At 73.5% G+C, this 22,185-nt stretch carries 20 protein-coding genes; 9 read left to right on the forward strand and 11 right to left on the reverse strand.

Going from position 1 to position 22,185, the window contains the following annotated elements; genetic code table 11:
- Window positions 1-40: 40 nt before the first annotated feature.
- Together PVK37_RS22775 and PVK37_RS22780 are read left to right on the forward strand one after the other, a co-directional pair.
- Window positions 41-805, forward strand: a complete 765-nt coding sequence (locus PVK37_RS22775) for a pirin family protein (RefSeq protein WP_275029713.1) — start codon at window positions 41-43, stop codon at window positions 803-805.
- Between the two features lie 79 nt (window positions 806-884).
- Window positions 885-1,472, forward strand: a complete 588-nt coding sequence (locus PVK37_RS22780; protein WP_275029714.1) for a nitroreductase family protein — start codon at window positions 885-887, stop codon at window positions 1,470-1,472.
- Window positions 1,473-1,602: 130 nt separating this feature from the next.
- On the opposite strand, the gene PVK37_RS22785 is transcribed toward PVK37_RS22780, so the two are convergent.
- Window positions 1,603-2,142 carry an RNA 2'-phosphotransferase gene (locus tag PVK37_RS22785; RefSeq protein WP_275029715.1) on the reverse strand — a complete coding sequence of 180 codons (540 nt, stop codon included), beginning with the start codon at window positions 2,140-2,142 and terminating at the stop codon, window positions 1,603-1,605.
- Window positions 2,143-2,391: 249 nt separating this feature from the next.
- Here PVK37_RS22785 and PVK37_RS22790 point away from each other — a divergent pair, with 249 nt between their 5' ends.
- The 3 genes from PVK37_RS22790 to PVK37_RS22800 all read left to right on the forward strand — a co-directional run bounded on the left by PVK37_RS22790 (window position 2,392) and on the right by PVK37_RS22800 (window position 5,992).
- On the forward strand, window positions 2,392-3,501 hold the full coding sequence (locus PVK37_RS22790; RefSeq protein WP_275029716.1) for an FUSC family protein: 1,110 nt from the start codon (window positions 2,392-2,394) through the stop codon (window positions 3,499-3,501).
- A gap of 87 nt (window positions 3,502-3,588) precedes the next feature.
- A complete protein-coding gene (locus PVK37_RS22795) occupies window positions 3,589-4,434 on the forward strand; it encodes an HpcH/HpaI aldolase/citrate lyase family protein (RefSeq protein ID WP_275029718.1) in 846 nt (281 codons plus the stop codon).
- A gap of 91 nt (window positions 4,435-4,525) precedes the next feature.
- Entirely contained in the window at window positions 4,526-5,992 is a 1,467-nt protein-coding gene (locus tag PVK37_RS22800) for a dihydroorotase (RefSeq protein WP_275029719.1), read from the forward strand.
- 536 nt (window positions 5,993-6,528) lie between these two features.
- Here the strand turns inward: PVK37_RS22800 and PVK37_RS22805 are convergent.
- The 5 genes from PVK37_RS22805 to PVK37_RS22825 form a co-directional block, all read right to left on the reverse strand.
- Window positions 6,529-7,884 (reverse strand): FAD-dependent oxidoreductase, encoded by a 1,356-nt coding sequence (locus PVK37_RS22805; protein WP_275029720.1) that lies wholly within the window; start codon window positions 7,882-7,884, stop codon window positions 6,529-6,531.
- Complete coding sequence (locus PVK37_RS22810; RefSeq protein ID WP_275029722.1) at window positions 7,881-9,029, reverse strand: amidohydrolase family protein; 1,149 nt, start codon at window positions 9,027-9,029, stop codon at window positions 7,881-7,883. The genes PVK37_RS22805 and PVK37_RS22810 overlap by 4 nt, the downstream gene beginning before the upstream one ends.
- Window positions 9,026-10,000, reverse strand: a complete 975-nt coding sequence (locus PVK37_RS22815; protein WP_275029723.1) for an aminopeptidase — start codon at window positions 9,998-10,000, stop codon at window positions 9,026-9,028. Before PVK37_RS22815 ends, PVK37_RS22810 begins: the two co-directional genes overlap by 4 nt.
- Entirely contained in the window at window positions 10,000-10,803 is an 804-nt protein-coding gene (locus PVK37_RS22820) for an acetoacetate decarboxylase family protein (protein ID WP_275029724.1), read from the reverse strand. The genes PVK37_RS22815 and PVK37_RS22820 overlap by 1 nt, the downstream gene beginning before the upstream one ends.
- Before the next feature lie 106 nt (window positions 10,804-10,909).
- Window positions 10,910-11,950, reverse strand: a complete 1,041-nt coding sequence (locus tag PVK37_RS22825) for an amidohydrolase family protein (RefSeq protein ID WP_275029725.1) — start codon at window positions 11,948-11,950, stop codon at window positions 10,910-10,912.
- 97 nt (window positions 11,951-12,047) lie between these two features.
- On the opposite strand from PVK37_RS22825, the gene PVK37_RS22830 reads away from it, so the two are divergent.
- From PVK37_RS22830 to PVK37_RS22845, 4 genes are all read left to right on the forward strand, one after another.
- Complete coding sequence (locus PVK37_RS22830; protein ID WP_275029726.1) at window positions 12,048-13,766, forward strand: thiamine pyrophosphate-binding protein; 1,719 nt, start codon at window positions 12,048-12,050, stop codon at window positions 13,764-13,766.
- A gap of 4 nt (window positions 13,767-13,770) precedes the next feature.
- Complete coding sequence (locus PVK37_RS22835) at window positions 13,771-14,763, forward strand: isocitrate lyase/PEP mutase family protein (RefSeq protein ID WP_275029727.1); 993 nt, start codon at window positions 13,771-13,773, stop codon at window positions 14,761-14,763.
- On the forward strand, window positions 14,760-15,752 hold the full coding sequence (locus PVK37_RS22840) for a D-2-hydroxyacid dehydrogenase (RefSeq protein ID WP_275029728.1): 993 nt from the start codon (window positions 14,760-14,762) through the stop codon (window positions 15,750-15,752). The genes PVK37_RS22835 and PVK37_RS22840 overlap by 4 nt, the downstream gene beginning before the upstream one ends.
- Before the next feature lie 224 nt (window positions 15,753-15,976).
- Entirely contained in the window at window positions 15,977-16,918 is a 942-nt protein-coding gene (locus PVK37_RS22845; protein WP_275029729.1) for a methylenetetrahydrofolate reductase, read from the forward strand.
- Between the two features lie 5 nt (window positions 16,919-16,923).
- On the opposite strand, the gene PVK37_RS22850 is transcribed toward PVK37_RS22845, so the two are convergent.
- The 5 genes from PVK37_RS22850 to PVK37_RS22870 all read right to left on the reverse strand — a co-directional run bounded on the left by PVK37_RS22850 (window position 16,924) and on the right by PVK37_RS22870 (window position 22,176).
- Window positions 16,924-17,754 carry an alpha/beta fold hydrolase gene (locus PVK37_RS22850; protein WP_275029731.1) on the reverse strand — a complete coding sequence of 277 codons (831 nt, stop codon included), beginning with the start codon at window positions 17,752-17,754 and terminating at the stop codon, window positions 16,924-16,926.
- Window positions 17,755-17,878: 124 nt separating this feature from the next.
- A complete protein-coding gene (locus tag PVK37_RS22855) occupies window positions 17,879-18,475 on the reverse strand; it encodes a cysteine hydrolase family protein (RefSeq protein WP_275029733.1) in 597 nt (198 codons plus the stop codon).
- Window positions 18,445-20,349 (reverse strand): dipeptide ABC transporter ATP-binding protein, encoded by a 1,905-nt coding sequence (locus PVK37_RS22860; RefSeq protein WP_275029734.1) that lies wholly within the window; start codon window positions 20,347-20,349, stop codon window positions 18,445-18,447. The genes PVK37_RS22855 and PVK37_RS22860 overlap by 31 nt, the downstream gene beginning before the upstream one ends.
- Window positions 20,336-21,250 (reverse strand): ABC transporter permease, encoded by a 915-nt coding sequence (locus tag PVK37_RS22865; protein WP_275029736.1) that lies wholly within the window; start codon window positions 21,248-21,250, stop codon window positions 20,336-20,338. Before PVK37_RS22865 ends, PVK37_RS22860 begins: the two co-directional genes overlap by 14 nt.
- Window positions 21,247-22,176 (reverse strand): ABC transporter permease, encoded by a 930-nt coding sequence (locus PVK37_RS22870; RefSeq protein WP_275029737.1) that lies wholly within the window; start codon window positions 22,174-22,176, stop codon window positions 21,247-21,249. The genes PVK37_RS22865 and PVK37_RS22870 overlap by 4 nt, the downstream gene beginning before the upstream one ends.
- Between the last annotated feature and the right edge of the window lie 9 nt (window positions 22,177-22,185).

A 22,185-nucleotide genomic window follows, 5' to 3' on the forward strand; every position in this document is an offset into this window, starting at 1 on the left:
CGCTCCCCCAGTCAGCCGCAGTTGCGGAAAGGACACCACCGTGAGCACCCTGCTGACTCCCCGCGTCGACATCCGCCGGTCCGCCGACCGCTTCGCCACCAAGATCGCCTGGCTGGACTCGAAGCACTCGTTCTCCTTCGGCCACCACTACGACCAGGACAACACCCACCACGGGCTGCTCCTGGTCAACAACGACGACGTCGTCCGGCCGGGCACCGGTTTCGACACCCACCCGCACCGGGACATGGAGATCGTCACCTGGGTGCTGCAGGGCTCCCTGGTCCACCAGGACTCCACCGGCCACTCCGGGATCATCTACCCCGGCCTGGCCCAGCGGATGACCGCCGGACGCGGCATCCTGCACTCGGAGAAGAACGACTCCTGGCGGCTGGAGGGTGAGAAGCACACCGACCCGGTGCACTTCGTCCAGATGTGGGTGGTGCCGGACGAGGCCCGGGTCACCCCCGGCTACGAGCAGCTCGAGATCGACGCCGAACTGCTCGGCGGCGGACTGGTGCCGGTCGCCTCGGGCATGGACAAGCACGACGGCGAAGCCGCCATCCGGATCCGCAACCGGCACGCCGGCCTGTACGCCGCCCGGTTGCAGCCCGGTGGAAGCGTGACCCTGCCCGACGCGCCGTTCGTCCACCTCTTCGTGGCCCGGGGCGCGGTGGACCTGGAGGGCTCCGGCCCGCTGGGCACCGGGGACGCGGTCCGCTTCACCGCCACCGGCGGGCAGCGGGTCACCGCCACCGAGCCGGCCGAGATCCTGGTCTGGGAGATGCACGCCACCATCGCCGGCTGACGCCGACCCGACACACCCACCCGACCCCCGCGGCGGACCGGTTCCGCCCGGGGGTCGGGTCCGACGGCAAGGAAGCACGATGACACACCGCAGGACGGCCGACACCGCGCACCCGCTGCACCCGCTGCTCGCCGAGCGGTGGAGTCCCCGCAGCTTCGACCCGGAGCACGGCCTCGACCACGCCGACCTGACCCCGCTGCTGGAGGCGGCCCGCTGGGCCCCGTCGGCGAACAACAGCCAGCCGTGGCGGTTCCTGGTCACCCGACGCGGCACCGACGACTTCGTCCGGCTGTACGACACGCTCTCCGCGGGCAACCAGGTGTGGGCCGGCGCGGCGAGCGCCCTGCTGCTGGTGGCGGCGGAGACCGTCGACGGCGACGGACGGGCCCGCTCGCACGCGCTCTACGACACCGGTCAGGCCGTCGCTCACCTGGTCGTGCAGGCCCAGGCGCACGGGCTGGTCACCCACCAGATGGGTGGCTTCGACGCCGGGGCGGTCCGGGCGGCGTTCGACCTGCCCGACCAGGTCACCCCGGTCGTCGTGCTCGCCGTCGGTCAGGTGGCCGCCGCCGACCGGCTGCCCGCCCCGTTGGCCGCCCGGGAGGAGGCGCCCCGGAGCCGGCTGCCGCTGGATTCCCTGCTTCTGCCGGTCTCCGTCCAGGTCTGAGCCACCGGGCCGGTCCGGGCCAGGCCGCCCCGCCGGGCGGGCCGCTGCCGTCCGAGGCGGACCGACCCGCTGCCGTCTCCGACCCGCTGCCGTCCGACCCGACCCGGGTCGTTGTCCGACGGGCCGGCCGTCAGGCCCGCAGGTACTGCCGTGGCACGGCGTCGGTCAGCCAGACCCCGTTGGCGCTGCGGTAGAAGACGAACCCGTCACGACTCATCGCCGCGGCGTCGATGGTCAGCACCACCACCGCACCGCCCCGGCGCGCGCCGACCCGGCGGGCGGTCGCCACGTCCGGGGACAGGTGGACGTGGTGCCGGTCGCCGCGGTGCAGGCCGGTCGCCAGGATCGACGCCAGGGCCGCCGCGCCCGTGCCGTGGTGCAGCAGCGCCGGCGGCTCGGCGGCGGCCAGCCCCAGGTCCACCGGGATCGAGTGCCCCTGGCTGGCCCGGATCCGGTCCGCCCCGTCGGGGCCCCGCTCGACGGCGAAGCGCTGCTTGTCGTCGCCGGCCACCACCGCGTCCAGCGTCGCCCGGTCGATCCGCAGCCCGGCGAGGACCTGCTCGACCGGAACCCAGCCGGCCCGGTCGGGGGTGAGACCGAAACGGTCGGGCCGGTGCCGCAGCGCCAGGGACATCCGCTTGCTCACCCGTACCCGGTCACGATGATCCACTGTGGGATTGTCACCCGGCGCCCCCACGCCGGCCCACCGGTTTTCGGGGGCGGCGTGGGGGCGCCGTCGGTGGCCGTCCCCGACCGGACCGGCTGCCACCGGCCCGGACGCACCGCCGCGACCAGGGGCGATGCGACGTACGTCGCGTTAGCCGGCGCGCCGGCGGGGGTAGTGGCGACCACCAGACCCGGACCGTCCGGTGTTCGCGGACCGGGCGCGCGGCCGCTCGCTCGGGAAGAGGTGCGGTCGGTGCGAGGTTGGTGGGGGTCGGCTGTCGGACGGCTGCGCCGGGACTGGACCCAGGTGCTGGAGGCGGTGCTGGCCGCGACCCTGGCGTGGGTCGTCGCCGCCTGGGTGATCGGGCACCCCGACCCGTTCTTCGCGCCGACCGCCGCCCTGATCGTCCTCGGTGAGGCCCGGGGACGCCGGATCCGGCAGACCGTGGAGGTGCTGCTCGGTGTGGCCGCCGGGGTGCTGGTCGCCGACGTGGTGGCGCAGGCCCTCGGGCCGGGCGCCCCGACGATGTTCCTCGTCCTGCTGCTGACCGTCGGCATCATGGTGACCATCGGCGCCAGCAGCACGCTGGTGGTGCAGGCGGCGATCTCCGCGCTCTACGTCGTGGTGGTCAGCCCGCCGACGGAGACCCTGGTCCCGTTCCGGTTCCTCGACGCGCTGATCGGTGGGGTGGTCGCGCTCGCCGTCAGCCAGCTCGTGGTGGCCCGCGATCCGCTCGCCCCGCTGGTCGCCGAGGCCCGGCAGACCTTCATCGAGCTGGCCGTGCTGCTGGACCGGATCGACGACGCGCTGGCCCGGTGCGACGAGGACGCGGCCCGCGCGGCCCTGGACCGGGCGCGCGAGCTGGACGGCTGCGTGGATCGGCTGCGGGAGGCGGTGCGGGCCTGCGGCGAGGCGCTGCGCTTCCGGGTCCGGATGCGCCGGCACGTCCACCAGGTACGGGAGGTCGAGGCGACCGCCCGCCAGCTCGACTACGCGGTCCGCAACATCCGGGTGCTGGCCCGCGCCGGGGTGACCCTGAGCCGGTGTCAGCCGACGGCCCCACCGGAGCTGGGGGCGGCGATCCGGGCACTCGCGGACGCGGTCCGGGCCGCCGGTGACGCGCTGGCCACCGACCTGACCGGCTGCGACGACTGTGACCGGCACGTCGCGCGCGCCGAGACCGCCGCGCTGGAGGCGGTCCGGATCGGCGCACGGTTGCTGGCGGCGGAACCGGCGCTGCCCCTCATCATGATCGTCGGACAGATCCGGTCGACCGCCATCGATCTGCTGCGCGGTCTGGGGCAGGACGACGCGGCCGTGCTCGGCCGGGTGGACGAGGTGGCCGGTCTCCCCTCCGTCTGAGGCGGCTCGCCGCCGGTGTCCGGCCTCACCTGCCACGGAGCAGCCGGGCGGGCTAGATTGAAACACCGTTCCAATCTAGGAGGCCTGATGGTGCCCCGGTCCTGGCTCTACGTTCCCGGCCACTCCACCCGGATGCTCGGCAAGGCCGCCGGTGTCGGCGCCGACGCGATCATCGCGGACCTGGAGGACGCGGTGCCGGCGGCGCAGCGGCCGACCGCCCGCGCGGTGGTCGCCGACTGGTTGGACGCCGGTGCCGCCGGTGCCGCCGACGCCTGGGTCCGGGTCTCGCCGGACGCGTTGGAGCAGGACGTGGCGGCGGCGGTCCGCCCCGGCCTGACCGGCGTGGTGGTGGCGAAGGTGGACGGGCCGGCCCTGCTGACCCACCTGGACGCCCTGATCACCGCCCTGGAGGCCGAGCGTGGGCTACCGGCCGGGCGGATCGCCGTCTCACCGCGGGTGGAGTCGGCACGCGGGCTGCGGCGGATCGACGCCATCGCCGCCGCGCCCCGGGTGCTGCTGCTGGGTCTCGGCGAGGCGGACCTGAGCGCCGACCTGGGCCTGCGGCCCGGCCCGGACGGGTTGGAGCTGCTGCCGGCCCGGTTCGAGGCGGTCGCCGCCTCGGCCGCCGCCGGGTTGGCCGCACCGGTCGGCCCGGCCACTGTCGACTACCGGGACACCGAGCGCCTGCGGGCCGGCACCGCCGCGCTGCGACGGCTCGGCTTCTCCGGGCGGACGGCGATCCACCCTGCCCAGGTGCCGGTGATCAACGAGGTCTTCACGCCGACCGCCGAGGAGGTGGCCGAGGCCGAGCGGATCATCGCCGCGTACGCCGACGGGGGCGGCGGGGCGGCGGCGGTGAGCGGCACCGGGACGATGGTGGACGAGGCCGTCGCCCGCTCGGCCCGCGCGGTACTGGCCCGTGCCCGCCGCTGAACGATCCCCGTTCTGTTCCACTGCACGGATCGGTGTTGCGCTCAGCGGTCCGGGAGGCTTAGCCTGTGCCCACCGGCTAGGAGGTGGCCCCATGACATTTGACCTGCTCATCGCCAACGCGCGGGTGGTACGCCCCGGCGCGGACGAGCCCGTCGACGCGTCCATCGCGGTCGACGGCGGCCGGATCGTCGACGTCGGACCGGACCTCTCCCCCGCCGACGCCCGCGAGGTGGTCGACGCCGCAGGCCGGCTGGCCTTCCCCGGCGCGGTGGACGGGCACCAGCACTGGGGGATCTACAACCCCCTCGACATCGACACCGCCAGCGAGTCGCGGGCCTCGGCCCAGGGCGGCGTCACCACCGGTCTGACGTACATGCGGACCGGGCAGTACTACCTGAACCGGGGCGGCAGCTACGCCGAGTTCTTCCCCGAGGTGCTGCGCCTGGCCGAGGGCCGGGCCTACGTCGACTACGCCTTCCACCTCGCCCCGATGCAGGCGGGCCACATCGACGAACTCGGGATGCTGGTCGACGAGTTCGGGGTCAGCTCGTTCAAGATCTTCATGTTCTACGGCTCGCACGGCCTGCACGGACGCTCCGCCGACCAGGCGTCGTTCCTGATGACCCCGCCCGGCGAGCGGTACGACCTGGCGCACTTCGAGTTCGTCATGCGCGGCGTGCAGCGGATCCGGGAACAGCGGCCCGACCTGGCCGACGGGATCAGCCTGTCGCTGCACTGCGAGACCGCCGAGATCATGGCCGCGTACACGAAGCTGGTGGAGGAGGCCGGGGAGCTGAAGGGGCTGGCCGCGTACAGCGCGTCCCGGCCGGCGCACTCCGAGGGGCTGGCCATCACCATCGCCTCCTACCTGGCCCACGAGACCGGCCTGCCGGCGATCAACCTGCTGCACCTTTCCGGCGAGAAGGCGATCGAGTCCGCGCTGCGGATGGCCGCCGCGTTCCCGCACGTGGACTTCCGCCGCGAGGTCACCATCGGCCACCTGATCGCCACCTACGACACCGCGGCCGGACTCGGAGGCAAGGTCAACCCGCCGCTGCGCGCCGAGTCCGACCGGCAGGCGCTCTGGCGGGCGGTGCTGGCCGGACAGGTCGACTGGGTGGTCTCCGACCACGCCTGCTGCCGCGACGAGGCGAAGTTCGGCACCGACCGGGACGACGTCTTCCTGGCGAAGTCCGGATTCGGCGGCGCCGAGTACCTGCTCCCCGCCCTGATCACCGAGGGCCGGCGACAGGGGCTGCCGCTGGGCCGGGTCGCCGACCTGGTCTGCGCCAACCCCGCTAAGCGGTACGGGCTGTGGCCGCGCAAGGGGGACCTGGCGGTGGGCTTCGACGCGGACGTCGTCCTGGTCGACCCGGACCGCACCTGGACGGTGACGGCGGAGGCGAGCGAGTCCACCCAGGAGTACACCCCGTTCGAGGGTTTCGAGCTGACCGCCCGGGTGGACGACGTGTGGCTGCGCGGGCAGCGCATCCTGCGCGACGGCGCGGTGGTCGGCACCCCGCGCGGCGAGTACCTGCGCCGTCCGGTCGGCCGGTAGGTCCCACCTCGCCGGCCCGGCTGCCGGACGCTGCGCGTCGGACACCCGCCGAGGTCTGGGCACGTGCCGGGACCACCAGTCCCCGTCGGCGAGGTGACCGACCACCTCAGGTCACGCTCCGACCATGCCGTCACGAGTGACGAGCCGCAGTCACGGTGGGTAGCGTCATGCCGAAAACCGCATCGCGCCTCGTGTCCCTTGCTCTGCACCCAGATCCGCGCCAACCATGCTGGGCAGGCTTCATGCCGGATCGACGGACCTGGGCACGGAGAGCGTCCGGTCACCGAACGTGCCTGGCGCGCAAAAGGGTGCAGAGCAAAGGACGCGGCGGAACCGGCGGCGGTCGGGCGTTGCCACGACCGGCCCGGCTGTCCGGCGGGCCGGCCTGTTCAGGTGTCCGCCGCGCCCGCCGGTTCAGCTGCCCGGCATGCCAGCCGGCCCAACTGTCCGGCATGCCGGCCGGTTCAGGAGGTGGCGTGCCGGCCGGTTCAGGAGGTGGCGTGCCGGCCGGTTCAGGAGGTGGCGTGCCGGCCGGTTCAGGAGGTGGCGTGCCGGCCGGCGAGGTAGCCGAGACCGAGGGCGGCGAGCAGGCCGTTGCCGGCGAGGTAGCCGTCCGCCCCGTGACCGGAGATGCCCACCGCCGCGCCGCCGGCCGCGTACAGTCCCGGCACCGGCTGCCCGCCGCGCAGCACCCGGGCGTGCCGGTCCACCCGCAGGCCACCCTGGGTGTGGAAGAGCGCGCCGGTGACCCGGACCGCCGCGTACGGCGGACGCAACGGCCCGCCCCAGGTGGTCCGGCCGAACGCGTCCGGCGCGGCCCCGGTGGCCGCCGCGTCCGCGTCGGCCAGGGTGGCCGCCAAGACGTCGGCCGGCGCGCCCAGCACGGTCGCCAGCGCCTCGACGTCGTCGGCCCAGCGGACCGCCCCAGCGGCCAGCACGTCCTGGTAGTCCTTGAACGCCCGGCAGGCGTCGTGGACGCGCCGGTCGTAGACCACCCAGGCCCGCCCGCCCGGCCGGGACAGCACCGGGACGGCGTACTCGGAGTAGCCGACCGTCTCGTCACCGAACCGCCGCCCGGTGACGTCGACGAGGAACCCGCCGTGCATGACCGTCGCCCAGGTGAGCAGGATGGCGTCCGGCACGGCCAGCGAGCCGTGCCCCTGGTAGGCGTCGAGGTGACCGGTGTCCAGCCCGAGCCGCTCGGCCAGCCGCAGCGCGTCCCCCCGGGACGCCTCCCCACCGTGGTAGACGCCGTCGGCGATCTCCGGCAGGTACCGGCGGACCAGCTCGGCGTCGGCGGCGAACCCGTTGGTGGCGAGCACCACCACCGGCGTGGACAGCTCCTCCCGGCTGCCGTCCGGGCGTTCCAGCACCGCGCCCCGGACCGCGCCGGCGTCGTCGGTGCGCACGTCGACCAGCCGGGCCGGGACGACCAGGTGCAGGTCGTCCCGGTCGGCGGCGGCGTCGAGCAGGGCGCGGTGCAGGGTCGCGCCGGACCGGTCGGGCACGCTGTGGCAGCGCAGCGCGGAATGGCCCGGGTACCGGAAGTCGGTGACCAGGTCGAGGGGTACCCCGCAGTCGTCGGCCAGCCAGGTCACCAGCTCGGGGGCGACCGTGGTGAGCGCGCCGGCCACCACCGGGTCGGCGGTGTCGTGGGTCTTGGCCCGGATGTCGGCGAGGAAGCGGCCGGGTGAGTCCTCGACACCGGCCGCCCGCTGCCAGCGGCTGCCGGCGGCCGGGATCATCGAGGTGCTCATCGCGGTGTTGCTGCCCTGCCGGAACGTCTCCCGGGCCTCGGCGAGCACGACGGTGCGGCCGGGTCGGGCGGCGGCCAGCGCGGCGGCAAGCCCGGCCGCGCCGGCCCCGGCGACGAGCACGTCGCAGTCGGTCATGACCCGGCCGTCCCCGGCGGCACGCTGGTGTCCAGGCCGTAGAAGCGGGCCGCGTTGCGCCAGAGGATCTTCTCCCGCGCCGCCGCGTCCAGGAAGTCGGCGGTACGGATCCAGTTCGCCGCGCCGCCCGGGTGGTCCCAGGCGAACGGGTGGTCGGTGCCGATGGTGAGCTGGTCCACCCCGACCCGTTCGATCACCAGTTCCAGGGCGCGTACGTCGTGGACGAGCACGTCGTAGAACAGGTTGCCGGCGGCGAGGTACTCGCTGGGCGGGCGGGCCATGGTCCGCTGCGCCGAGGAGATCATGTGCCAGCGGTGGTCGAACCGGCCCAGCGAGTGGATCGCGATGCCGCCGCCGTGGGTGAAGCACATCCGGAAGTCGGGGTGCCGGTCCAACAGCCCGGAGTGGATCACCGTCATCAGCCCGATGCTCGCCTCGACGGGCGCAGCGAACGAACTCTCGAAGTAGTACCGGCCGAGCCGGTCCCCCGCGCCGAGCTTGTCGAAGAACGCCGGGTGCACGTTGGCGGTCACCCCGGCCTCGGCCATCGCCTCCAGCACCGGCAGGATCTGCGGGTCGTCGAGGTTGCGGCCGTTGACCGCCGGGGTGAGCACGAAGTGCCGCAGCCCCAACTCCTTGACCGCGTGGTCGAGGACGGCCAGGGCGGCGTCCCGGTCCTGCAACGGCAGCTGCGCCAGCCCCCGGTAGGTGTCCGGGGCGGCGGCCTCCAGCTCGGCCAGCTCGGTGTTGAGTTCCCGGCAGAAGGCCGCGCCCCGGGCCGCGTCCAGGTGGTAGTTGAACAGGAAACCGGCCACCTGGACGGCCTCGAAGCCGATGCCCTGCTGCTGGGCGCGGGCGGCGAGCCGGGCCGTCGGGTCGGCCAGGTCCACCTCGGGCGGGGCGAAGTTGAGCACGGTACGCCCCAGCGCGAACGCCCGCCGGCCGTCGGCCTCGGTGACCGGCCGCCAGCCGTACCAGTCCCGACCGGCCCGACCGGCGGCGAGCAGCCCGCGGGGCCAGAAGTGGGTGTGCGTGTCGATCGCCGGAACCCCGGCGGTGTCGATGGCCGGGGTGCCGGCGGGGGCGATGGCCGGGGCCCCGGCGGAGGAGGCGTCGCCGGGGCCCGGAGCTGAGGTGACGGTCATGCCGTCTTCACGATCTTCCCGTCCTGGACCAGGATCTCGCCGTCCACCTCCACGGTCGGGGTGAGCAGCAGCAGGTCGACGTGGATCGGGGCCTTGACCGTGCCGCCGACCACGCTGTTGCCGAGGGCGAAGTGGACCGTGCCGACCTGCTTCTTGTCCTCGGTGATGTTGCCGAGGAAGCGGGCCGCCGGGTTGGTGCCGATGGAGATCTCGCCGAGGTTGTCGCCGTTCTCCACCCCGTCGATCATGCGGCGCAGGTCGTCGGCCTGGTCACCGCCCTCGATCTTGACCGCGCGTCCCTGGTCGAAGTGGACCCGGATCGGTTCGCGCAGCTTGCCGAGCTGGTGCGCGGAACCGTCGGCGACCAGGACGCCCTGCCCGGTGCCGGTGGCCGGGGCGCTCCACGCCTCGCCGCTGGGGTAGCTGGAGATCTGGCCGGGCTCGCGGGCGAAGGACGCGCCCACCCCGCAGGTGACCCCCTCCAGGCTGGCGGTGAGGTCGGAACCCTGCTGCGAGGTGACCCGGATCCGGGAGCCGGCGGTGATCGCGTCGGCCAGCGGCTTGGTGATCCGGTACACCTCCTCGTAGTCGGCGATGCCCGCGCCGCCGGTCAGCTCGGCCCGGGTCACCCCGGTCATCACGATCGCCCGCGCGCCCCGGTTGAGGGCCTGCTTCAGTTCGGGGGTGAAGCTCAGCGCGGTCGAGGTCGGCGAGATGATCACGTCCGCGCCGGCCAGCGCGGCGGCCACGATCCGGTTGGCCGGTTCGCCGGCCCTGGCACGGGCGGGCTGGACCAGCAGGGTGCCCTCGGCCCCGGCGGCGGCGACCGCCGCGAGGAGCGCGTCGACGACCGCGTGGTCGGAGTTGTGGTCGGCGGCGATGGCGACCAGTTCCCCGGGCCGGACGGCCAGGGAGGTGTTGACGATGGTGTCGGCGGCCTTGGCGACTCCGATGGCGGCCCAGTCGGTCATCAGTGGTCCTCTCGCAGCAGGGTGGCGCCGGCCTTGGTGGTCCAGCCGCGCTGGAAGCTGTACGCCTCGACGATCTCCAGGGGCTGGAAGCCGTCGAGGTCCTCGTTGATCGCGTCGGTGAAGATCTCCACGCCGCCGGTGCCCTTCCAGGCGTCGATGGTGGTGGCCCGGTCCAGGTCGAGGGCGAACAGTTGCCGCTGGTCGGGCACCTGCGGGCTGGGCGACGGGATGTGCCGGTAGGTGTAGACGCGGTGCCCGTGCGAGGGCACCGCGTCGTCGTCGATCTTCTCGGTGAGCTGGATGTCCACGTTGAAGATCCGCCGGCCGAACCGGTCGACGGTGCCGCGCATCCGGGTGCCGGGGCCGACCGGCCCGAACGCCGGGTTCGCCGGCTGGATCTTGGTCTTGTGGATGACGCCCTGCTTCTTGGCGAAGCCCATGAAGTGGCCGAAGACCACCGACCAGTCCTCGCTGACGTAGATGTAGGCGCTGAACCGGCCGGGCTGTCCCTGGTAGGTGCAGTACAGGCCGAGAATGCCCTCCTGGTACTGCGACCACTGCGGTTCGGTCCACGCCTGGTCGGGGTGACTGTCGCTGACCTTGACCATGTCGGCGACGTAGGCGTAGGCCAGGGCGTCCGGGTGCAGGTCGAGGCCGTCGGGCAGGTAGGCGCGGGCCTTGTCCGGGTCGACCCGGTAGACGACCTGGATGGCGTCGGCGCTGATGTGGTGCGGGGGGTCGTCGACGAGCGCCGCCCGGCCGGACGGGGACAGGGGATTGCCGAACCCTCGGAGCGTGGCCATCGCATTCCTTCCACTCAGCGAAACGGCGTTCCACAAAACGTAGGCGGGTCCGTCGAACCGTGTCAAGGGGCCGGACGGCCGCCGTGACCAGCGGATCCGTCCACGCTCAGCCGGCCCGGCCGACCGCCCGCCGGGCCCCGTCGAGGAACGCGGTGGCGTTCTCCCGGACCACCATGTCCTTCTCCCGACTGGTCAGGAAGGGCTGGTCGGCGATCCAGCGCACCGCCCCGACCTCGGGGATGTCCCCGCCGTACGGGTGGTCGGTACCGATCACCACCCGGTCCGAGCCGACCCGCTCGACCAGCAGTTGCAGGGCCCGCTCGTCGTGCACCAGGCAGTCGTAGTGGAACCGGCGCAGGTACCGGTCCGGCGCCTCGGCCAGCAGGCCACTGTCGCGTCCCTGCAGGTAGCGCAGGTTGAGCCGGCCGATCCCGTACGGCAGCCAGCCGCCCCCGTGCGAGCAGCAGATCCGGGCGTCCGGGTGCCGGTCCAGCAGCCCCGAGTAGATCAGCGAGGCCAGCGCCAGCCCGGCCTCCAGGGGTACGCCCACCGAGTTGTCGAACATGTGCCGGCAGGTGCGCTCCCGCCCGGCCCGGGTGTACCAGTTGGCGTGGATGACGATCGCCGCCCCGGCGGCGAGCACCTGCTCGAGGATGCCGACCACCTTCGGGTCGTCCAGGTTGGCGTCCTCGACGTTGGTGCCGATGCTGAACGCGTACAGGCCGAGGTCCTTGACCGCGTGGTCGAGCACCCGCAGCGACGCGTCGTGGTCCTGCAACGGCAGCAGGCCGAGGCCGGTGAAGGTGCCGTCGGAGGAGGCCTGCGCGTCGGCCAGGTCCGCGTTGACGTCCCGGCAGTACGCCTCGGCCTCGGCGGGCGGGAGTTCGTACCCCCAGAGGAAGACCGGGACCATGGCCGCCTCGCGGACGATGCCCTCGGCGGCCCGGCGTTCCCGGCGGGCGACCAGGTCGGTGGAGTATATGTCGACGGGGGCCGGGGCGTCCCGGTCCCCGGCCACGATCCGGGGTGTGGCGGCGGTGAGGTCGGCGTCCCAGGCGTGCCAGCGCCGGCCCGCCCGGACGGCCGACGCGAACTCCCGGGGCCACCAGTGACTGTGCAGATCCACGGCCCGACCAGGTCGATGCATGACGCGCACCCCTCTTGTTCCGGTTGATGAAACGGTGTTTCATAAGGTAGCGCAGCCGACGGGGGCGGGACAGGCCGACCGACTCAGGACGTGACAGATGGATCTGACATACGGAAGCGACGTGATGGTGGCGCTCCTCCAGCGCCTCGGCATCCGGTACGTGGCGGCGAACCCCGGCGCCTCGTTCCGGGGCCTGCACGACTCCCTGACCACCAGCGGCAGCCCTGAGCTGATCTCGGCGCTGCACGAGGGCGTCGCCGTGGCCATCGCCCACGGCTACGCCAAGGCGTCCGGCGAGGTGATGGCCGCCGCCGTGCACAACCTGGTCGGCCTCCAACAGGCCGTGATGGCGACCTTCAACGCGTACGCCGACCACGCGCCGGTGCTGGTGCTCGGCGGCTCAGGGCCGGCCGACCAGGCCCGCCGCCGCCCGTGGATCGACTGGGTACACACCGCCAACCTGCAGGGGCAGGCCGTCCGGGACGTGGTCAAGTGGGACACCGAACCCACCTCGGTGGCCGCCCTGCCCGACCTGATGCTCCGCGCCCACCAGCTCGCCGTGGCCCAACCGCCCGGCCCCACCTACGTCGCCCTCGACGCGCTGATGCAGGAGTCCCCCGCCCCCGAGATCGACCTCGGCGACTGGGGACCGGCCCCGCTCGCCCCGCCGACCGCCCCGCTGGACCGCATCGAGGCCGTCGCCGACCTGCTCGTCGCGGCCGAGTCCCCGGTCATCCTCGCCGACTTCGTCGGCCGGAGCCGGGCCGGCTTCGACGCGCTGCGCCGGCTCGCCGAGACCCTCGCCGTACCCGTGGTGGACCTCGGCAGCCGGCACAACTTCCCCACCGGGCACTGGGCCGACTGCACCCAGGACCGGGCCGGCCGGCTCGCCGACGCCGACCTGATCCTCGCGCTGGACTGCCGGGACGTGCGCTGGGCGACGTCCCAGGTGGACAACGACCGGCGCGGCTACCGGATGCTCACCCGGCCCGGCACGAAACTCGCCGTGATCACCCTCAACGACCTGAAACACAACGGCTTCCTCGACCTGGAACCGCCGATCCGGGCCGACGAGTACCTGGTCGCCGACACCGCCGTGGCGCTGCCCGTCCTCGCCGACCTGGTCGCCGAGCGGGTCGGCCGCCGGGCCGACGCCGTCGCCGCCCGCCGGGAATGGCTGACCGGCCACACCGCCGCGCTGCGCGCCGCCGAAGGACCACCGCCCGAGTCCCCGCACGGCGGCATCACCGAGGGCGTCCTCTCCGCCGCCACCTACGACGCGGTCCGCGACGGCCCCTGGCAGATCGGCTTCACCATGTTCCGGGGCTGGCCCCGGCGCACCTGGGACATGGTCGACTACAACTGCCACCTGGGCGGCTCCGGCGCGGGCGGCCTCGGCTTCGGCATCGGCGGCTCGATCGGCGCGGCCCTGCACCACCGCGACGACGACACCGTGGTGGTCGACCTGCAACCCGACGGCGACCTGCTCTACACCCCGCAGGCGCTCTGGACCGCCGCCCACCACGGGCTCCCGCTGCTGGTCGTGGTGGTCGACAACCGCAGCTACGGCGCGGACTGGCTGCACCAGCGCCGGGTCGTGCAGAAGCGCGGCGGCGACCTGGACCGGGCCCGGCACGGCATGGACCTGACCGGGCCGAACGTCGACCACGCCGGAATGGCCCGCGCCCAGGGCGTCGAGGCGTTCACCGTCACCGACCGCGACGCGTTGGCGCCCACCCTCGCCGAGGCGGTCAAGGGCGTCCGCGAGGGACGTCCCGTCCTGGTCGACGTGGTCGTCGACCTGCCGGAGGTGTGATCCGATGCCGGTGCACGCCCCGGTCGGCTTCGCCGACGTCCTCGCCGCCGAACCACCCGTGTACACCGCCGGAGTCTGGGACGGGCTCAGCGCCACCCTGGCCGCCACCGCCGGGTTCCGCTGCCTGTTCGTCTCCGGGTTCGCCGTGTCCGCCTCGCTCGGCCTGCCCGACGCCGACCTCTACACCCGCGCCGACATGACCCGCGCGGTCGCCGTCGCCGCCCGGGCCAGCGGCCTGCCGGTCATCGCCGACCTGGACACCGGCTGGGGCAACGCGGTCAACGCGTACCACGCCGCCCGCGACTTCGAGCAGGCCGGCGCGGCGGCGCTGATGCTGGAGGACCAGATCTCCCCCAAACCGGGGCCGCTGAGCGAACAGGCCGGGGTCAGCCTGGTGCCCCGGGACGAGGCGGCGGCGAAGGTACGCGCCTGCGTCGACGCCCGCACCCGGGCCGCCGTGGTCGCCCGGACCAACGCCGACACCGTCGACGAGGTGCTGCGGCGCGCCGAGGCGTACGCGGCGGCCGGGGCGGACGTGGTCTTCCCGATGCGCCACGACGAGACGTTCCCGTTCGAGGCGTGGGCCGCCACCCGGGACGCCTGCGGCCGACCACTGGCCGCCGCGGTCGCCCCCGGCAGCTGGCTGGAACGGGAACTCACCCCCGCCATCGCCCGGGAACTCGGCATCGCCGTGGTCATCTACGGCCTCCAGGGGGTGCTCGCCACCGCCCGCGCGCTCACCGACGCGTACACCGACCTGCTCGGTCCGGAACCCGGCGTGGTCGCCGCCCGGGGCGTACCGCTGCGCGCGTTCACGCAGCTCATCGGCTACGACGAGGTGACCCGGCTCCGCCACCGGTACCTGGGCACCCCCGCCGTCCCGTCCGCGCCCGCCGAGCCGACCGGACCGGACGGGACGACCGCACTGAACGGACGCGAGGCCGACCCCACCACCGGGCAGGCCACCGATCCCACCACCGGCCGGGGCGACACGTGACCGCGTCCAACGGCACCGGCCGTACCGTCCTCGCCGCCGCGCACGCGCTGATCGCCCCGCTGACCGAGGCACAGGTCGCCGCGATCCGCGCCGCCGCCGCACCCGACCCGGTGGTGGTCGCCCGGGATCCGGCCACCCAGCTCCGGTACGCCCCCGGCGCGGCCGTTCTCTTCGGTGACATCCAGCCGGAGGTGCTCGACGCCGCACCGAACCTGCGCTGGGTGCAGTCGGTCGGCGCGGGTGTCGACCGGATCGCCGCGCACCTGGCCGGCCGGGACGTCCGGTTGGTCTCCGCCAAGGGCGGGATCGTCGGCGCCCACCTGGCCGAACACGCGTTCGCCCTGCTGCTCGCCCTCACCCGGGGCGTGGCGGCGGTGCTGCGGGAACCGGACTGGACCGACGCGTACCGGATCGCGGTACGGGCGACGCAGTGGGAGTTCACCGATCGGACCATGCTGGTGGTGGGCCTCGGTGGGGCCGGCCGGGCGGTCGCCCGCCGGGCCCGGGGCTTCGAGTTCGCGCGGATCGTCGCGGTCGAGCCGGAGCACGTCGACCCCGGCCCGGACGTGGACCTGCTGGTCACCCCGGACCGGCTGGACGAGGTGCTGCCCACCGCCGACGTGGTGATGCTCACCGTGCCGCTCACCCCGGCCACTCGGAACCTGCTGGACGCCACCCGGATCGCCGCGATGAAACCCGGTGCGATCCTGGTCAACGTCAGCCGGGGCGACCTGGTCGACGAGCCGGCGCTGCGTGCCGCGCTGGTCGACGGGCGGCTCGGCGGGGCCGGGCTGGACGTGGTGGCCCGGGAACCGCTCGCCCCCGACGACCCGTTGTGGCGGCTGCCCAACGTGGTGGTCACCCCGCACATCGCCGGCGGTTCGCCGCGCCGGGCCGAACGGGTGGTCGACCAGTTCTGCGAGAACCTCCGCCGCTGGCGCGCCGGCCAACCCCTCCTCGGCGAATACAACCCCACCCGCGGCTACTAACCCCCTCCCCCACTGTCCCCCGCCCCGTCCCCCCTCCCCATCGTCCCGCCCCGTTGATCATGAAGTTGTTGTTCCCCGCACGGCGTGTCGCGGACAACAACTTCATGGTCAACAGGCGCGGGGGTGGTGGGTGGTGGGGTGGTTAGGGTGGTGGGGTGTTCGAGGGTGTGGGAGAAGTCGATGGGGGCGGGACCGGGGACGGGTCGGGGGGCGGGGCGCGGTCGGTGTCGGCGGCGTTGCCGTCCACGGTGCGGGGGCTGCTCGCGGGGGCGCGGGAGCGTGGGGTGCTGCTGTTCGGGCTGACCCCGCCCCGGCGCAGCGCCAGCCCGGAGCAGGTCGAGGAGATCGCCCGGGTCACCCTGGCCCGGTTGACGCCGCTGGACGTGGACGCGCTGGTGCTCTACGACATCGACGACGAGAGCGACCGCAACCCGGACGAGCGGCCCTTCCCGTACCTGCCGACCATGGACCCGGCGGTGTTCCACGCCGAGCACCTCACCGGCTGGCACCGGCCCACCGTGATCTACCGGTGCGTCGGCAAGTACCGCGATTCGGAGTTGCGGGACTGGCTGGAGGCGACCGACCCGGACCGGGTGGCGACGGTCTTCGTCGGCGCGTCCTCCGGCAGCAAGCTGGTGCACACCGTCCTGTCCCGGGCGCACGCCCTGCGCCGGGACACCCGACCCGAGCTGGCCCTGGGCGGGGTCGCCATCCCCGAGCGGCACACCCGGGGAGGTGACGAGCACCTGCGGCTGCTGGCCAAGCAGGAGCGCGGCTGCGGGTTCTTCGTCACCCAGGTCGTCTACGACGTGGACGCCACCAAGAGCCTGGTGTCGGACTACCACTACACCTGCCGGGAACGCGGGATCGAGCCCCAGCCGATCGTCTTCACGCTCTCGGTCTGCGGTTCGTTGAAGACGTTGTCGTTCCTGAAGTGGTTGGGGGTGGCCGTGCCGCGCTGGTTGGAGAACGCGCTACGGCACGCCGAGGACCCGCTGACCGAGTCGTACGAGCAGTGCCTGGCCAACGCCCGCGAGCTGGCGGCCTTCTGCCGGCGGCTCGGGGTGCCCTTCGGGTTCAACGTGGAGAGCGTGTCGATCCGCAAGGTCGAGATCGACGCGTCGGTCGCTCTGGTCGGCCGGCTCCGTCCGCTGCTACCGGGGTGAAATGGTCACTGTGACCGCGCAGCGAGCCAGGTGAGCGCGGAGCGGGCGTGGTGCAGTACGGAGATGTGCCCGTCCTCGGGGTACAGGCGCAGCTCGGCCCCTGGGCAGTGCCGGGCCAGCCAGCGGCCGTGGTCGCTGGGCACGACCCGGTCGGCACCGCCGTACAGCAGGAGCACCGGCGCGGTGATCCGGCCCGGGTCGCACCCCCACGGGGCGACGTAGCCGAGGTCGTCGTCGATCAGCCCGTCGGGGCCGCCGGCCAGGGCCGGGCCGACGACCTGGTGGAACCAGCCCCACTCCCCTTCCAGGGCGGCCCAGTCCGCCGCCACGAAGCCGGGGTCGCCGTCGGTCGACGCCGCCTCGTGCGCCTCCTTGGCGGCGCGACCCGCTGCGGCGGCCCGCAGGTTCGCCTCCCCGACGGGTGACATGCCGGCGAACCAGTCCAGCCCGGTCGCGGTGAAGGGGGCGAGCGCGGCCCCGGCTACGACGGCGCTCACCCGGTCGGGCCGCAGCGCCGCGCAGGCCAGGGCGAAGCTGCCGCCACCGGAGTGACCCATGACGGCGAACCGGTCGACACCGAGCGCGTCGGCGGCCCGGGTCACGTCGACGGCGACCGAGGCTAGGCTGCGTCCCGGGTGGGCGGTGGAGCCGCCGTAACCGGGGCGGTCGCAGGAGAGCCAGCGCACGGACGGGCCGGTGGCGGACACCAGCGGTGCCGGTGGCACGCCGATGTTCGGCGTGCCGTGGTGCCAGAAGACGGCCGGGCCGTCCCCGCCGCTGTCGTAGACCCGCAGCGTCCGCCCGTCCGGCAGGGTGACGTCCCGGTGTTCCACCATGTCCGGGCACGCTACCCGCACCCACCGACAAGACGGTGGCGACAGGCACCCTCTCAGCAGCCGGACAGCACGGGCCGGACGGCGGGTAGGCCGAGCGGACCGGACAGCACGGCGGCGGGCACGCTCAGCAGCCGGACAGGACGGTGGCGGCGGGGCGGACGGTGCCGACGGCGTGCGCCAGGGTGGCCAGGGTGGCCCGCTGTACCTCCTCCGCCGACAGTTCGAAGCCGGCGGCGGTGACCGGGAGCGCGGCGGTCAGGTCGGCGACCACCAGCACGTCGAGGTCCCGGGCACGGGCGTCCTGGGCGGTGGCCTGGACGCAGATGTTGGTGGTGACCCCGGTGAGCACCACCCGGTCCGCGCCCAGGGTGCGCAGCACCACGTCCAGGTCGGTGCCGTAGAACGCCGACTGGCGGGGCTTGACCACCCGGATCTCGTCGTCGCGCGCGCCGAGGCCGGGGTGCAGGTCGGCGGCGGGTGACCGGAACAGGTCGTCGACCGTAGCGCCGTACGCGGCGGTGGTGGCGGTACCCATCGACACGCCGGGGCGCAGCTCGCGGGTCACCCAGACCAGCGGTACGTCCCGGGCGCGGGCCGCCCCGGCGAACCGGGCGATCCGGTCGACCAGCCCGGCGGCGTCCGGGACGGCCAGCGGTCCGGTGACGTACTTGCGTTGCACGTCGATGACGATCAGGGCGTCGCCGGGACCGAGGGGACGCACGGCTCCTCCTTGCGGGTCGTCGGGCGGTCCCGGTACCGGCCGAGGTCGGTCTCCGGGTCGAGCACCGCGTCGAGGAGCTGCCGGGTGTACGCCGCCGACGGCCGCTGGTAGATCGCGTCGACCTGGTCCAGTTCGACGATCTTCCCGGTGGACATCACCGCCACCCGGTCGGAGATGTACGCCACCGCGGCCAGGTCGTGCCCGATGAACAGGTACGTCAGGCCGAGCCGGGCCTGGAGGTCGCGCAGCAGGTTGAGGATCTGCGCCTGGATGGACAGGTCCAGGGCGGCGACCGGTTCGTCCAGCACCACCAGCGCGGGTTCCAGGGCGAGCGCGCGGGCGATGGCGACCCGCTGGGCCTGTCCGCCGGAGAGCTGGTGCGGGAAGCGTCCGGCGTAGTCGCCGTCCAGTCCGACCAGGTCGAGCAGTTCGGTGACCCGGTCCCGCCGTTCGGCTTTGGACCCGCGTTTGTGCACCAGCAGCGGCTCGTCGACGATCTGCCCGATGGTCATCCGGGGGTCCATCGAGGAGTACGGGTCCTGGAAGACCACCTGGAGGTCGCGGCGGACGTCCCGCATGGCCTTGCCGGAGAGCCGGGCGATGTCGACGCCGCCGATGACCACCCGGCCGGAGGTGGGGGCGAGCAGCCCGGACATGATCATCGCGGTGGTGGACTTGCCGGAGCCGGACTCCCCCACCAGGCCGAGGGTGGTGCCCTTGGGAATGGTGAAGGAGACGTCGTCGACCGCCCGCAGTACCCGGGCCTTGCGGCCGGAGCCGAGCGGGTACTCCTTGACCAGGTTCTCGACCACCACGAACGGTTCCGGGTCGGCGGTGCGGGCGTCGACCAGCGGTTCGCCGCCGTCGCGCCAGTAGCCGAGGTCACCGTCGGCGGTCAGCCGGTCGGTCCAGTGGCAGGCCGCGACCTGGCCGGCGCCGGTGGGTTGCAGGAGCGGCAGTTCCTCCGCGCAGCGGTCGGTGGCGAACCGGCACCGGGGGTGGAAGGAGCAGCCGGCCGGCAGCCGGGCCGCGTTGGGCGGCGCGCCGGGGATGGCGGTCAGCGTGGACCGCAGCCGGCGCAGCCGGGGCAGCGAGCCGAGCAGCGCGGCGGTGTACGGGTGGCCGGGCTGGTGCAGCACCTGCTCGGCGGTGCCGTACTCGACGACCCGGCCGGCGTACATGACGGCGACCCGGTCGGCGACGGCCGCCGCCACCCCGATGTCGTGGGTGATCAGGACGACCCCCATCGACAACCGGTCCCGCAGTTCGATCATGGTCTCCAGCACCGCGCCCCGGACGCTGGTGTCCAGCGCGGTGGTCGGCTCGTCGGCGAGGAAGAGCGGCGGGTCCAGGGCGATCGCCATGGCGATCATGACGCGCTGGCGCATGCCGCCGGAAAGTTCGTGCGGGTACTGCTTGGCCCGGCGGGGCGGATCGTCGATCCGGACCACGCCGAGCAGGTCGACGGCCCGCGCCCAGGCGTCCTTCGCCGACGCGCCCCGGTGCACCCGCAGGATCTCGGCGATCTGGTCGCCGACGGTGAAGCTGGGGTCCAGCGAGCTCATCGGGTCCTGGAAGACCATGCCGTAGTTCTCGGCGCAGAACCGGCGCAGTTGCGCGCCACGCAGGCCGAGCACGTCGCGGCCCTGGAAGCGGACCCGGCCGGCGGTGTAACCGTTGGCCGGCAGCAGCCCGGCGACGGCGTGCAGCGAGACGCTCTTGCCGGAACCGGACTCGCCGAGCACCACCAGGGTCTCGCCCTGGCGTACCGACCAGGTGGCTCCCCGGACGGCGTGCACCGGCCCCCGGGGGGTGTCGAAGGTGACGTCGAGTCCCTCGACCTCGAGCAGCGGTACGGCGTCAGCGCCGGCCATGCGGATCCCACCTCTCACTCAGCCAGTCGCCGACGACGTTGACGCTCAACACGACCAGGGTGATGGCGACGCCGGGGACCAGCGGGATCCACCAGGCGGTGTCGAGGTAGCCGCGGCTGGCGCTCAGCATCCCGCCCCAGGTGGCGGTGGGCGGTGGCACCCCGAGTCCGAGGAAGCTGAGCGAACTCTCGATGACGATGGACCGGGCCACCACGAACGTCCAGACGACGATGAGCGGGCCGGCGATGTTGGGCAGCACGTGCCGGGCGAGGATGCCGGCACCCCGGCGGCCGATGGCGACGGCCGCCCGGAAGTAGTCGGTGGAGACCACGTTGAGGGTCTTGGCGTGGGCGAGCCGGGTGAACGGCACCCACTCCCAGAGCACCAGCACGATGATCAGCACCGACAGTTTGGCGCCGAAGACGGCGACCACGGCGAGCGCGACGATGAGGAACGGGAACGCGGTGAGGATGTCGACCGTCCGCATGATCACCGACTCGACGATGCCCCGGTAGTAGCCGGCGACGATGCCGAGCACGGTGCCGAGCAGGCCGGCGAAGGTGGCCGCGACGAAACCGACGGTGAAGCTGACCCGGCCGCCGTAGATGGCGCGGCTGAGCAGGTCCCGGCCGAGTTCGTCGGTACCGAGCAGGTGCGCGCCCTCGCCGCCGAACAGTGACGGTGCGGCGAGCCGGTTGAGCAGGGACTGCTCGTTCGGGTCGTACGGGGCGATGGCCGGGGCGAAGACGGCGGCCAGGATGCCGACCACCAGGAAACCGAGCGCGATCCGGGCGCCGAAGTGTCTCGGCAGCAGGCGTCGGCGACGCCGACGTGGCGCGGGGACGACCTCGGCGGCGGGTTCGGCCCCGCCCGGGGAGGGGACGGTCAGCAGTGTGCTCATCGGGTCACCAACTGCGCCTTGAGTCGGGGGTCGACCACCTGGTAGAGCAGGTCGACGATGAAGTTGATCAGCACGACGAGCACGCCGATGACGAACACGCCCGCCTGGAGCACCGGGTAGTCCCGGGCGGTGACCGACTCGACCATCAGCCGGCCCAGTCCGGGCCAGGAGAAGACCGACTCGACCACCACCGAACCGGCGATGAACTGGCCGAGTTCCAGGCCGACGAGGGAGAGCATGGGCACGGTCACGTTGCGCAGGATGTGCCGGTAGCGGATCCGCCGGGTGCTGTAGCCGAGCGAGTTCGCCGTCCGCACGTAGCCCTTGCTGAGTTCCTCCAGGGTGTACGCCTGCACCAGCCGCATCTGTCGGGCGCAGATGAAGGCGGCGAGGGTGACGGCCGGGAGGATCAGGCTCATCACCCCCTCCCCGCCGAAGCTGGGCAGCCAGCCCAGGGTGACCGCGAAGATCATGATGAGCACGAGACCGAGCACGAAGTTCGGCACGCTCTGCCCGAGAATGGCGAGGCCGTTGACGGCCCGGCCGAGGAGCCCGTCCCGGTGCACGGCACCGAGCACCCCGGCCGGTACGCCGAGTCCGACCGCGATGAGCATCGCGATGGTGGTCAGCAGCGCCGACGCCGGCAACCGGTCCAGTACCAGCGCCATCGCGTCGCTGCGGTACTGGTACGAGTCGCCGAAGTCGAGCACCAGCAGGTCGCCGAGGAACCGTACGTACTGGACCAGCACCGGTTCGTTCAGCCCGAGGTTGCTGCGGATGGCCGCCAGGGTCTCCGGGTCCGCGTCCGCCCCGGCGATCGCCGCCGCCGGGTCACCGGAGATACGGACCAGGAAGAAGACCAGGCTGGACAGTCCGAGGATGACCAGGACCAGCTGGAGGAGCCGCTGTCGCAGAAGCTTCGTCACGGTCGGACC

Origin of the sequence: Micromonospora cathayae (genome assembly GCF_028993575.1) — a bacterium.
Classification (GTDB): domain Bacteria; phylum Actinomycetota; class Actinomycetes; order Mycobacteriales; family Micromonosporaceae; genus Micromonospora; species Micromonospora cathayae.